The 12,295-nt window shown below is 71.7% G+C and carries 10 protein-coding genes and 1 pseudogene; 6 read left to right on the forward strand and 5 right to left on the reverse strand.

Going from position 1 to position 12,295, the window contains the following annotated elements:
* Nucleotides 1-23: 23 nt before the first annotated feature.
* From OQ02_RS29565 to ssd, 5 genes and pseudogenes are all read right to left on the reverse strand, one after another.
* Nucleotides 24-425 (reverse strand): hypothetical protein, encoded by a 402-nt coding sequence (locus OQ02_RS29565; protein ID WP_033441914.1) that lies wholly within the window; start codon nucleotides 423-425, stop codon nucleotides 24-26.
* Nucleotides 422-1,873: a recombinase family protein gene (locus OQ02_RS29570; RefSeq protein WP_033441915.1), complete on the reverse strand. Its 1,452-nt coding sequence runs from the start codon at nucleotides 1,871-1,873 to the stop codon at nucleotides 422-424. Before OQ02_RS29570 ends, OQ02_RS29565 begins: the two co-directional genes overlap by 4 nt.
* 27 nt (nucleotides 1,874-1,900) lie before the next feature.
* Nucleotides 1,901-2,482 (reverse strand): annotated as a pseudogene (locus OQ02_RS29575) (ATPase, T2SS/T4P/T4SS family); the annotation flags it as partial.
* Nucleotides 2,479-2,730 (reverse strand): hypothetical protein, encoded by a 252-nt coding sequence (locus OQ02_RS29580; protein WP_033441916.1) that lies wholly within the window; start codon nucleotides 2,728-2,730, stop codon nucleotides 2,479-2,481. The gene OQ02_RS29580 and the pseudogene OQ02_RS29575, both read right to left, overlap by 4 nt.
* Nucleotides 2,720-3,778, reverse strand: a complete 1,059-nt coding sequence (gene ssd, locus OQ02_RS29585; protein ID WP_033441917.1) for a septum site-determining protein Ssd — start codon at nucleotides 3,776-3,778, stop codon at nucleotides 2,720-2,722. Before ssd ends, OQ02_RS29580 begins: the two co-directional genes overlap by 11 nt.
* Nucleotides 3,779-4,257: 479 nt before the next feature.
* On the opposite strand from ssd, the gene OQ02_RS29590 reads away from it, so the two are divergent.
* From OQ02_RS29590 to murQ, 6 genes are all read left to right on the forward strand, one after another.
* Nucleotides 4,258-5,070 carry an HAD-IB family hydrolase gene (locus OQ02_RS29590; protein WP_033441918.1) on the forward strand — a complete coding sequence of 271 codons (813 nt, stop codon included), beginning with the start codon at nucleotides 4,258-4,260 and terminating at the stop codon, nucleotides 5,068-5,070.
* 599 nt (nucleotides 5,071-5,669) lie between these two features.
* Nucleotides 5,670-7,391, forward strand: coding sequence for a glycoside hydrolase family 3 protein (locus tag OQ02_RS29595; protein ID WP_442973689.1), 1,722 nt, complete (start codon nucleotides 5,670-5,672; stop codon nucleotides 7,389-7,391).
* Nucleotides 7,391-8,656 (forward strand): exo-beta-N-acetylmuramidase NamZ family protein, encoded by a 1,266-nt coding sequence (locus OQ02_RS29600; RefSeq protein ID WP_033441989.1) that lies wholly within the window; start codon nucleotides 7,391-7,393, stop codon nucleotides 8,654-8,656. Before OQ02_RS29595 ends, OQ02_RS29600 begins: the two co-directional genes overlap by 1 nt.
* 12 nt (nucleotides 8,657-8,668) lie before the next feature.
* Nucleotides 8,669-10,321, forward strand: a complete 1,653-nt coding sequence (locus OQ02_RS29605) for a serine hydrolase domain-containing protein (RefSeq protein ID WP_033441919.1) — start codon at nucleotides 8,669-8,671, stop codon at nucleotides 10,319-10,321.
* Between the two features lie 108 nt (nucleotides 10,322-10,429).
* On the forward strand, nucleotides 10,430-11,347 hold the full coding sequence (locus OQ02_RS29610) for a MurR/RpiR family transcriptional regulator (protein WP_051772944.1): 918 nt from the start codon (nucleotides 10,430-10,432) through the stop codon (nucleotides 11,345-11,347).
* A complete protein-coding gene (gene murQ, locus OQ02_RS29615; protein WP_033441920.1) occupies nucleotides 11,344-12,279 on the forward strand; it encodes an N-acetylmuramic acid 6-phosphate etherase in 936 nt (311 codons plus the stop codon). Before OQ02_RS29610 ends, murQ begins: the two co-directional genes overlap by 4 nt.
* Nucleotides 12,280-12,295 lie beyond the last annotated feature (16 nt).

The raw sequence follows: 12,295 nt of genomic DNA on the forward strand, positions 1-12,295 counted from the left end.
CCGCCTTAGCTCTAGGGCTAAAGCTATCCGCGGTCGCCCACGACGGCGTGAAGACGCTCCGGGTGGTGCGTCATGTCGTGCAGGTCGAGCCGCCCGCCCCCGGCCGCCTCCCAGGCGTCCAGAAGCGCCGTCAACGCATCCACGGGCAGGGTCGCCGACCCGCGCCGGTCCCCCGTCGCCGAGCACGTGGGGCAGCGTCCGCGCCACACCGCGCCGCCGGGCCGCTGGAACACGCGCGAGTGCCCTTTGCCTGGCAACGCGTCCTCCGGGTGTTGGGTGTCCGGCAGGGTCGGCCCGTCGGCCAGGGGTCCGCAGTGCTCGCCGGTCCACGCGCCGTCCAGCAGCTCGAACAGCTCGATCCGGCGCGGCCGGCGACCGGTCCGGCCGCACGTGCACACCAGCCGCACCTCACCCCAGCCGGTCACCGCGCGTCCCTCCAGTCGAACGTGATCGACTCCGGATCGAAGTACCCGCCGTCGGCCCTGCGGCCCGGCTTCTGCCGGTGGATCGTGATCGTGACCACCGCGTCGAGGATCGACCGGCGGCGTCCGAGGTCGAGGCCGTCCGACCGGTCCGGCAGGGTCCCGAACCACACCGTGTGGAGGTCGGGTGCGCCGGCGACCCCGGCCAGCGGGTCCACGCGCACCGCGCCGGCCAACGCCTTGTCCAGCTCGTCCAGGCGGGCCTTCAGCCGCTCGTTGCGGCGTGCCCAGCGGACGCGGCTGATCGCGCCCGCGTCCAAGTCGTCGTCCAGGGCGTCGAGCTGGTGGCGAACCGCCTGGATCTCTGTGTTGAGCGCGGCCACGTCCACCGCGTCGGCGCGACGCCGGAGCAGGCCCACCGCGTCCGGCCTGGACAGCTTCTCCACCAGGACGCGCTCCACCACCTCGTCCACGACCGTGGCGCGGCGGCTCACGTGCGGCCCGGTGATCTGCCGTTCCCGCGACGAGCAGCGATAGGCGGGGGCGCGCGAGCCCCCGGCGACGCTGGCACGGAGCGTGGGCTGCTCGCACACGCCGCACAGGTACAGGCCGCTGCCCAACCACCGGACCTGGTTGTTCGCGCCGTTGGTCCGCCGGGCCGGGTCGGTGAGCACGGCCACCAGCGCGCGCCACGTCGGCTCCGGGAGGATCGCGGGCCAGCGCCCCTTGACGCCCTCCATGATCGCGCCTCGGTAGACGACCAGGCCCGCGTTGCGCGGCCGGAGCAGCACGTCGCGGAACGCGATCGTGGACCACTCGTCCTTGTTGAACGTGGTCCGCACGCCCCGCATGTTCAAGTCGCGCACGACGCTGCGCAGGCTCCCACCGGCCAGGATCACCTCCGCCGCCTTGACGATCTCGGCGGCCTCCGCCGGGTTCAGGGACTCCCCGTCGGCCCCGAACCCGAACGGCCTCGCGCCGCCCTGCCAACGGCCCTCCCGGGCCGCCTCCAGGCGGGCGCGTCGGACCCGGTCGGCTTTGTGCTCGCTCTCCTGCGCGGCCCACGCGGCTTGGGTGATCGCCGACGCCCGGCCTGTCGGGGTCGTCAGGTCGAGCTGACCGGCCCGGCACGTGTGGGTGTCGACGCCGCCCGCGTTGCTCGTAGTGATGTAGTCGAGGAGTTCCCGGACGTTGCGGTGCAATCGGTCGGTATGCCAGGCGAGCACGCCGCCGATCTCGCCGTCGCGCATCGCGGCGAGCAAGGCCCGGTAGCCCGGCCTCGGCTTCCCCGAGTACGCCGAGATGTCGTTGTCGGTGAAGACATGCACCACATGCCAACCCAGCCGGGCGGCCAACTCGCGACAGTCCGCCACCTGACGATCAACACCGAGGTGCGCGCCCTCGCGGTCTTCGCTGATTCGGGCATAGATCGCGCAACGGGTTGTGCTCATGCCGGAAGGGTGTCATAGAGTGGGTCGCGTCTTCCCGGAACCCGTGCCGCCGACCACCAGGAACGCCTGGCGCGACACCACGATCGCCCGCAGAAGAGAAGCTGTCGGCTGGTCGAACGTGCCGCACGCGACCAACGCCGCCAGGTCGTGCACGGCCGGCCGCAGGACGCGCAGCGACAAGCACGTGAACGGCGCGATCGGGGGCAGCACGGCATGCAGCCGCACCGAACCCGGCAACCACCCGTCGACGTACGGCGCGGCATCGTCCAACCGCCGGCCGGCGGCCACCGCGAGCCGTTGGGCGAGTCTCCGCACGGCCGCCTCATCCGGGAACGTCACGTCCGTGCGGCGCAGGCCGGTGAGGCCGTCGACCCACACCTGGTCCGGCCCGGTGACCAGGACGTCGGTCGTGTCCGGGTCGCGCAGGAGCGGTTCGAGCGGGCCGGCGCCGACGAACTCCTGGCGCAGCACGGTGAGCGCCCGTTGCACGTCCTCGTCACCCAGCACCCCGCCGGCCTCGCCGCGCACCGCCGCCGCGACGGCCGCCGAGGTGAGGTCGGCACGCCCGTTGGCCAGGCGCTGCCGAACCCGTTCCACGAGTTCGTTCACGGTCCGCCTCCTTCGACCGCGCCTTGCAGCGCACGAGAAGCGCGCACCGCCAACACCTCCTGCGCCGCCTCGACCAACGCGCCGCCGGCTCCGACCGCCGTCACGCGCGAAGCGAGCAACGGCCGATCGGACAGGGACAGTTCGGCGAGCATGAGGGTCGACAGGAGCACCGGACGGCAGGTCCGGAACACCGGCACCGGCCGGAACCGGGGGTGCCGCTTCAAGGTCGGCCTGCGGTCACACGCCATGGAGCACCGCCAGGACTTCCCGCGCCGCCTTCGCCAGAGGACCACGACCGGTCTCGGGGAAACGGCCTTGATCCAGCGCCGTCGCGAGCCCCGGCTCCGGACGCATGGCCGTCAGCAGCGGCACACCCACCGCCGCCACCACCTGCGCGGTGGACAGACCGCCGGGTGCCGGCCCGCGCACGACCGCGACAAGCGGCACACCGCGTTCACCGGCCTGCTCGACCAACGTCTTGGCCGCCATGCACGCCTTCACGTCCGCCGGCACCACGAGCACCGCCAGGTCGGCCCGGTCGAGCGCCGCGCACGCCGCACCCGTCAGCTGGCGCGGCACGTCGCACACGACCGTGCCACCGGCGCGCCTGCCCGCCTCGATCACCGCCACCACCGCGTCCGGCTCCGGACCCGGCCCCGTCCGGCCGCAGGACAGCACCGTCAGGCTGCCGCGCCTGCCCGTGCGGCCGGGCAACGCGGAACGGAGAGCCGCCGCCGGGACACGGCCGCCGGTCAGCTGCAACGTGGGCCACCGCAGCCCTTCCTGCCCTTCCGCGCCCAACGTCAGGTCCAACCCGCCGCCCAACGGATCGCAGTCGACCAGCAACCCGTGGCCGCCGGCGGACAGCACCGCCTGGCCCACGGCCACCGCCAGCACCGACGCTCCCGCACCCCCACGCGCGCCGAGGACCGCCAGCACCTTGCCGTCCCCGACCGGATCGCCCTCGTCCGCGTCGGCGAGCACCGCCCGCAGCCGGTCGTGGTCGCCGGGCAGCTCCAACACCTGCTCCGCGCCCAGCGCCAGCGCGCGCCGCCAGGTCGCGGGATCAGGAAGCCCCGCTCCGACGACGTGGACACCCGGTCTGCGCGGGAACCCCGCCGCCGCGCACGCGATCACGGCCTCCTCGTCCAGCACCACCGCCGGAGCGCCGTGCCAACGAGGGCGCAACGCCGTCACGTCGACCACGCGCTCCACCTCGCAGCCGACGACCGCCGCCGCGTGCAGCACCTCGTCCACCAGAACCGCTCCGGCCACCAAGGCCACCGGTCGCTTCATCGCGCCCTCCCCGTCGTGGATCTCCGGGTTCCACCGTGGTCAGCGGTGAGGAAGGACACAACGGTTCATGATCAAGATGTGGACAACCGGAGGGGCTGTGGACAACCAGAGGCCGCACGAACGGGTGCAAAGACGCCGGGACGGGCCGGACGCGGACGCGGCGGAAGAAGATCGGGTGTCGATGCAAGAAGGGGTGCAAGTGCGCGGAGGTCCAGCGCGAAGGCCCGGGAAAACCGACTCCGGACATGGGACGACCCCCGCCAGGGGGGAGGGACGGGGGTCGTCATTGGTTCAGTCCCGGGGGGTCGGACTGAACCTGTCCGGTCGAGCCGGACCCGTCTACTGTATCCCCACGAGACACGGTCATGCGTGTGTTCACGTTAGAGGGACACGGAAATTTCGCGACCGCACACTCAGTTCGTAAAGTGGCGAACTGCTGTCGGCGGTCGGTACCGGCTGCCCCGCCTTAAGCTGGACCGGTGACCGAGCACGCCACCGAAGGCAGTCGAGTCGCCGCGTTCTTCGACCTGGACAAGACCGTCATCGCCAAGTCGAGCACGCTGGCGTTCAGCCGGCCCTTCTTCCAAGAGGGCCTGATCAACCGGCGTGCGGTGCTCAAGAGCGCCTACGCGCAGTTCGTCTTCATGCTGGCCGGCGCCGACGCCGACCAGATGGACCGGATGCGCTCGCACATCACCGCGCTCTGCCAGGGCTGGGACGTCGAGCAGGTGCGCTCGATCGTCGAGGAGACGCTGCACGACATCGTCGACCCCCTCGTCTACAAGGAGGCCACCCAGCTCATCACCGACCACCAGACCGAAGGCCACGACGTGGTCGTGGTGTCCGCTTCGGGCGAGGAGCTGGTCGCGCCCATCTCCACCATGGTCGGCGCCACGCACAGCGTCGGCACGCGGATGGTGGTCGCCGACGGCCGCTACTCGGGCGAGGTGGACTTCTACTGCGCCGGCGAGAACAAGGCGATCGCCGTCAAGCAGCTCGCCGAGCAGCACGACTACGACCTGAGCCGCTGCTACGCGTACTCGGACTCGATCAGCGACCTGCCGCTGCTGGAGGCCGTCGGCCACCCCACGGTGGTCAACCCGGACCGCGCGCTGCGCAAGGTCGCGGTCCAGCGCGGGTGGCCGTCGCTGACGTTCTCCGACCCGGTGTCCCTGCGCGCCCGCATCCCGCGCCCGTCCGGCACCGCGGTGGCCGTCACCGCGATCGGGTTGGGGGCCGCGACGGCCGCGGGCGTGGCCTGGTACGGCCTGCGCAGGCGGCGCCGGAGCTGATTCACCCGGCCTTGCCCCGGTCAGCGGTACCGACCGCGCGCACCGACGTGAAACCGCTGTCACAAAAGCCTTTCCGCTACTGAACGTCGCTTGACCGGTGCACCCCATCGAGCCCTTGCTGTGACGCCGAACACCTACTACAAAGGAAGTGCGGACCTCGGGTCGGCCAGGGACGAAGCGGAGGAGAAGCGGCGTCCACCCCGGCAGAGCTCCGTGCGCGGACTTCGAGACACCCACGCGCAGCACGCCGCGGGAGGCTTGTCGTCTAGGGCCTGCGTACCGGGACGCCGGACGCCGAGGCCAGGTTGGTACGACACGAGTTGCACGCTTGGTAACTCGCAAGCCCGCGCTGACGACGGTGGGGCCCCTCACGAGGGGCCCCACCGTCTTTGTGCTGCGCACTTGTTCCGTGAACCGACGAACCGCCGTGCCGCCGGAACCTCCGAACAATGCCCGACTGGGTGACGCCCGAGACCCCGGAACTGTCGGACCCCCTCCGCACACTGGTCCACCGAACGAACCCGTTGACCCACCCCTGTGACGTGGGTAACTTGCGAACCGCACCACTTAGTGGTGGAAGATTCCCATTGGAGGCCGTCGTGCTCCGTCCGCTCGTCGCCGTCGCCTTGGCCGCGGCTTCCGCAGTCACCGCAGTGACAACACCGGCGCAAGCCGCTCCGGACGAGGCCCGGAACGTCACCACCCTGCTCAGGGGCATGTCGCTGGAGCAGAAGGTCGGCCAGCTGTTCGTCACCTACCTGCACGGCCAGTCGCCCGACGAGGCGCACCCCGGCAACGTGCGGGACTTCGGTGTCGCCACCCCGGCCGAAGTGGTGGCGAAGTTCCAGCCCGGCGGCGTCATCTACTTCAACAACTCCAGCTACGACAACATCGACACGCCGCGCCAGATCGCCGCGCTCTCCAACGGCGTCCAGCGGGCGAGCGACATCCCCCTGGCCATCTCGGTCGACCAGGAGATGGGCATCGTCACCCGGATCGGCGCGCCCGCGACCCAGTTCCCCGGCAACATGGCACTGGGTGCCGGCCGCAGCGCCGAAGACGCCGAGCAGGCCGCCGCGATCACCGCGCGCGAGCTGCGCGCCATGGGCATCAACCAGAACTTCGCGCCGGACGCGGACGTCAACTCGAACCCGCAGAACCCGGTCATCGGCGTGCGCTCCTACTCCGGTGACCCGGCGCTGGCGGCCGAGCTGACCGCCGCCCAGGTCCGCGGCTACCAGGGCCACTTCCTGTCGCCGCACGCGGTCAGCGCCACCGCGAAGCACTTCCCCGGCCACGGCGACACGGCCGAGGACAGCCACACCACGCTGCCGAAGGTCGACCGCACCGCCGACGAGTGGCGCGAACTGGACGCACCGCCGTTCAAGGCCGCCATCGACGCGGGCATCGACTCGATCATGACCGCGCACATCCGGATGCCGAAGATCGACCCGTCGGGCGAGCCGGCGACGCTGTCCAAGCCGGTCCTCGACCTGCTGCGCGAAGACCTGGGCTACGACGGCGTGGTGATCACCGACTCGCTCGCCATGGCGGGCGTGCGGCAGCTGCACCCGGACGCCGAGATCCCCGTCCTGGCGCTGAAAGCGGGCGTCGACCAGCTGCTCATGCCGGTGAAGCTGGAGGAGGCGTTCACCAGCGTCCTCGCGGCCGTGCGCAGCGGTGAGCTGACCGAGCAGCGGATCGACCAGAGCGTGCTGCGGGTGCTGCGGATGAAGTTCCTGCGCGGCATGTTGAACGGGCGCCAGGTGGACCTCGACCAGGTCGACGCCGCCCTCGGCACGCCGGAGCACCTGGCCGCCGCACGGCGGATCACCGACCGCACCATCACCGCCGTGCGCAACGACGCGGGCGTGCTGCCGCTGCGGGCCAAGCCGACCGCCGCGCTGGTCACCGGCTGGGGCGAGACGACGACCCGCACCCTGGCCACCACCCTCGGCGGCACGGCGATGCCCACCGGCACCGCGCCGACCCAGGCGCAGATCACCGCCGTCGTCCAGGCGTCGGCCAACGCGGACGTGGTCGTGGTGCTCACCAACGCGCTGTCCGGCCAGCCCGCGCAGCAAACCCTGCTGACCAGGCTCCTGGCCACCGGCAAACCGGTCGTCGCGGTGGCCGTGCGGAACCCGTACGACGTGGCGCACACCGCCGCGCCGACCTGGCTCGCCACCTACTCCTACGGCGCGGGCTCGATGGAGTCGCTGGCCAGGGTGATCACCGGCGAGGTGTCACCGGCGGGCCGGCTCCCCGTCGCGGTGCCCGGACCGACCCCGTACCCCTTCGGCCACGGCATGGACTGGTGATCAGGATGGACCGCAGGCACTTCCTCGCCGGCGCGCTCGCCGTACCCGCTCTCGGCGCCTTCGCCACCGAGAGCGGCGCGAGCACCGACAACCCCGACCACCCGGACCGCCCGCGCACCGTCCACACCGGCGCCGAGCAGCTGGCCGGGGACGGCTGGCAGCGGTTCGCCGGCCACAAGGTCGGCGTGGTCACCAACCCGACCGGCGTGCTGCGCGACCACACCCACATCGTCGACTCGATGGTGGCCGCCGGGATCAGGCCGCAGGCCGCGTTCGGGCCCGAGCACGGCTTCCGCGGCACGGCCCAGGCCGGTGGCTCGGAGGGCAACTACCTCGACCCGCGCACCGGCATCCCGGTCTACGACACCTACGGCGCGAACGTCGCCAAGATCGCCGACATGGTCGCCAAGTCGGGCGTCGACACGCTCGTGTTCGACATCGCGGACATTGGCGCGCGCTTCTACACCTACATCTGGACCATGTACGCGGTCATGCAGGCCGCCGCCGCGACCGGCACGCGGTTCGTCGTGCTCGACCGCCCCAACCCGGTCGGCGGCACGGCCCGCGGCCCGCAGCTCGACCCCGCCTACGCCACCTTCGTCGGCCGCAAGCCGATCGTCCAGCAGCACGGCATGACCATCGGCGAGCTGGCACGCCTGTTCGACGGCGAGTTCCTGCCCACCGACGGCGGCCGGGTGAGCAGCCTCGAAGTGGTCGACGTGAAGGGCTGGAAGCGCAGCGACCTGCACTCCGGCCTGCCGTGGGTGCCGCCGAGCCCGAACGTGCCCACGCAGGACACCGCGCTGGTCTACCCCGGCACGTGCCTGTTCGAAGGGCTCGTGTTCTCCGAGGGCCGCGGCACCACCCGCCCGTTCGAGACGATCGGCGCGCCGGGCCTGGACTGGCGCTGGGCCGAGGACCTCAACGCGCTGGGCCTGCCCGGCGTCCGGTTCCGCGAGACCTACTTCACGCCGACGTTCAACAAGTTCGCCAACAAGCTGTGCGGCGGTGTCGCCCTGCACCTCACCGACCCGCACGCGTTCGACGCGCCCCGCACCGCCGTGGCCATGATCGTCACGGCGAAGGCCCGCTACCCGCAGGTCTTCGCCTGGCGCCCGGACCACTACATCGACAAGCTCAGCGGCTCCGACCGGCTGCGCCTCATGGTCGACGCGGGTGCGGGCACCGACGACGTGGTCGGTGCCTGGGCCGACGAGCTGGCCGGTTTCGAGCGCACCCGCGCGCCGTACCTGAGCTACCGGTAGAGGGAGACAGCGATGCGCATCCCTGCCCTGCTGATCGCGACGACCATGGCGGTGGGCCTCACCCTGCCGGCGCACGCCGAGGGCCGCGAGGCCCGCTTCGACCAGCCGCACCAGGGCTGGGCGAGCAGCGTGCTGCGACCGGGTACCCCCGAGCACGTGGGACTCGACCCGGCCCCGCTGGACGCCGCGCTGGCGCAGGTCCAGCGCTACACCATCGCGGACGCGACCGGCCACCCGATGTTCGCGGGCGCCGTCACGCTGTTCGCGCACGACGGCGTGGTGGTCACCCACGAGCCGACGGGCTGGGCGGTCCGCTACTCCGACGGCGCGGGCACCGAGCTGCCCGAGGCCGAGCGCGTGCCGATGGCCCGGGACACGATCTTCGACCTGGCGTCGATCTCGAAGCTGTTCACCTCGATCGTGGTGATGCGGCAGCACGAGCTCGGCCGGTTCGGGCTGGACGACCCGGTGGCCCGGCACCTGCCGGAGTTCGGCGTGAACGGCAAGGAGTCGATCACCGTCCGGCAGCTGCTCACGCACACGTCCGGCCTGGTGGCCTGGCTGCCGCTGTGGTCGCAGTACCCGGACGTGCCGTCGCGGATCAAGGCCGTGATGGACACGAAGCCGCGCAGCACGCCCGGCACCACGTACGTGTACTCGGACCTGAACCTGATCACCCTCGGCCTGCTGGTCGAGAAGTGGTCGGGCAAGAAGCTGGACGAGGTCGTCCGCGACGACATCACCGCGCCGCTCGGCCTCGTGGACACCGGCTACAACCCGCCGGCGGCGAAGCTCGACCGGATCGCGGCCACCGAGTACCAGGCGGGCCGGGGCATCATCCGCGGCTCGGTGCACGACGAGAACGCCTGGTCGCTCGGCGGGGTCGCGGGTCACGCGGGCGTCTTCTCCACCGCGCGTGACCTGGCCGTGCTCGGCCAGGCGATCCTCAACGGCGGCGTGCACGCGGGCGGCCGGATCCTGGAGGAGGGCACCGTCGAGCTGATGCTCACGGACTTCAACCAGGCCTTCCCGGGCAACTCGCACGGCCTCGGCTTCGAGCTGGACCAGCGCTGGTACATGGGCGCGCTGACGTCGCCGAGGGCCGCCGGGCACACCGGATACACGGGCACCACGCTGGTGCTGGACCCGCTGTCGCGGTCGATCGCGATCCTGCTGACCAACCGGGTGCACCCGAGCCGGAACTGGGGCTCGATCAACCCGGCCCGGCGCGCGGTGGCCAACGGCCTGGCGCAGGCACTGGCGGTGAGGCCGCGGCACGGCACGGCGTGGGCCCCCGACACGAACGGCGGCACGCTCACGACCCGTGACCTCCCGCAGCGGTCGGAGACGCAGCGGTTGTCGTTCTGGGCGTTCGTGGACCTGGACCCCGGCGACAAGGTCGTGGTCGAGGCGACTAACGACGGCACCACCTGGCGCGATGTCCAGGTGTTGGCCGGCTACGGGCAGCGGCGGTGGCACAAGGTCGAGGTCGAGGCGGCATCGGCGGCGCAGTACCGCTGGCGGTACGTCCAGGGCACGGGCTACGGCGGGCGCGGCGTGTACGTGGACGCCGTGCGAATCACCGACGAGCAGGGCGTGGCACTCGACGCAGAGCGCGAACCAGCGGGTTTGCGCGCCGAAGGGTGGTGGGCCGCGGACCGTTAGTGACATGCCGCCGGCGTGATCCACCAAGTGGTGAGATCCGGTCACGTTTGGGGTGAGTTAGACCCACCTTCCGTTGACCGTACGTTGAGCGGTTAGTAAGTTTCCCACGTGTCCACCGAAAGTCACGCCGACTCCAGTCCCCTTGTCAAGATCCGTTCACTCCTGCCCGGCCTGGCCCGCGCGGAACAACGGGTCGCCAAGGTGGTGCTGGACAACCCGGCGACCGTCGCACACCGCAGCATCACCGAAATCGCGGAGGCCGCGGGCACCAGCGAGACAACGGTGACCCGGTTCTGCAAGGCGATCGGTGTCGGCGGCTACCCCGAACTGCGCATAGCGCTGGCGGCCGATACGGCCCGCACGTCGATGCGCACCGACCGCGACCTGGGCGGAGACATCGGTCCGGGCGACGACATGCGTCAGGTGGTGGGCAAAGTGGCGTTCGCGGACGCTCGAGCGGTCGAGGAGACCGCCGAGCAGCTGAACGTGGAAACGCTGGAGGCCGTGGTCGAGGCGGTCGCCGGCGCAGGCAGGGTAGACGTCTACGGCTTCGGCGCCAGCGCGTTCGTGGCGTTCGACCTCCAGCAGAAGTTGCACCGGATAGGGCGTATCTGCTTCGCGTGGAACGACACGCACATCGCGCTCACGTCCGCCGCCGTGCTGACCAAGGCGGACGTGGCGGTCGGCATCTCGCACACCGGCTCCACGTCGGAGACGGTCGAGGCGCTGCGGGTGGCCAAGGAGCACGGCGCGACCACGGTGGCGCTGACCAACTTCCCGCGTTCGCCGATCAGCGAGGTCTCCGACCACGTGCTGACCACGGCGGCACGCGAGACCACGTTCCGCTCGGGCGCGATGGCCAGCCGCATCGCCCAGCTGACCGTGATCGACTGCCTGTTCATCGGCGTCGCGCAACGGCACGTGGACAGCGCCAAGATGGCCCTCGAAGCGACGTACGACGCGGTGTCCGGGCACCGCCTGGGTGCCCGACCGGATGGCAGGCGGCGCCGGGAGTCCGGTAAATGACGCCGCACCGGCACGATGTCGCGGTCCGCGTGGAATCCCCCACCGAGGCCAGGAACCCGCGGACCCAGGACATCGACCGGCTCTCCACGCTGGAGGTGCTCCGCCTCATCAACGCCGAGGACCAACTGGTCCCGGACGCGGTAGCGGCCGTGCTGCCGGAACTGGCCCGTGCCGCCGACCTCGCCGTCGGCGCGCTGCGCGCGGGCGGCCGGGTGCACTACGTCGGCGCGGGCACGTCCGGCCGGCTGGCCACGCTCGACGCCGCCGAGCTGGTGCCGACGTTCAACGCGCCGCCGGACTGGTTCGTCGCCCACCACGCGGGCGGCCGGGACGCGCTGGTCAACGCCGTGGAGGACGTGGAGGACCAGGGGTCCGACGGCGCCGCCGAGATCCGCCGGCACGCCGCCGCGGGCGACCTGGTGCTGGGCGTCACGGCGTCCGGACGCACGCCGTTCGTGGTGGCCGCGCTGGAACAGGCCCGCACGATGGGCGCGCACACCGTCCTGGTGTCCAACAACCCGACCGCGCCCGCGCCGGTCGAGGTGGACGTGCTGATCGCGGTCGACACCGGTCCGGAGGCGATCGCCGGTTCCACCAGGATGAAGGCGGGCACCTCGCAGAAGCTGGTGCTGACGTCGTTCTCCACCGCGGTGATGGTCCGGCTCGGCCGCACGTACTCGAACCTGATGGTCTCGATGCGGGCCACCAACGCGAAGCTGCGCGGCCGGACGGTGCGCATCCTGCGTGAGGCGACGGGTCTGGGCGAGTCGGAGTGCACGACCGCGTTGGCCGACGCGGGCGGCGACCTGAAGGTCGCTCTGGTGCACCTGTTGACCAACGTGCCCGCGGCGCGCGCTGCAGAGGCATTAGAACGCACGCAAGGGCACGTCCGGCAAGCGCTCGGCCAGCTGATGCCGGGTCCGGCCACCTGACGTCCGACCGGCTGGG

It is taken from the genome of Saccharothrix sp. NRRL B-16314, from assembly GCF_000716595.1.
Lineage (GTDB): Bacteria > Actinomycetota > Actinomycetes > Mycobacteriales > Pseudonocardiaceae > Actinosynnema.

Bases quoted from the DNA above. Each gene is read 5' to 3' on its own strand.
- OQ02_RS29605 (WP_033441919.1), top strand. From the start codon at position 8,669: ATGCGCATCCCTGCCCTGCTGATCGCGACGACCATGGCGGTGGGCCTC.
- ssd (WP_033441917.1), bottom strand. From the start codon at position 3,778: ATGAAGCGACCGGTGGCCTTGGTGGCCGGAGCGGTTCTGGTGGACGAG.
- OQ02_RS29580 (WP_033441916.1), bottom strand. From the start codon at position 2,730: ATGGCGTGTGACCGCAGGCCGACCTTGAAGCGGCACCCCCGGTTCCGG.
- OQ02_RS29570 (WP_033441915.1), bottom strand. From the start codon at position 1,873: ATGAGCACAACCCGTTGCGCGATCTATGCCCGAATCAGCGAAGACCGC.
- murQ (WP_033441920.1), top strand. From the start codon at position 11,344: ATGACGCCGCACCGGCACGATGTCGCGGTCCGCGTGGAATCCCCCACC.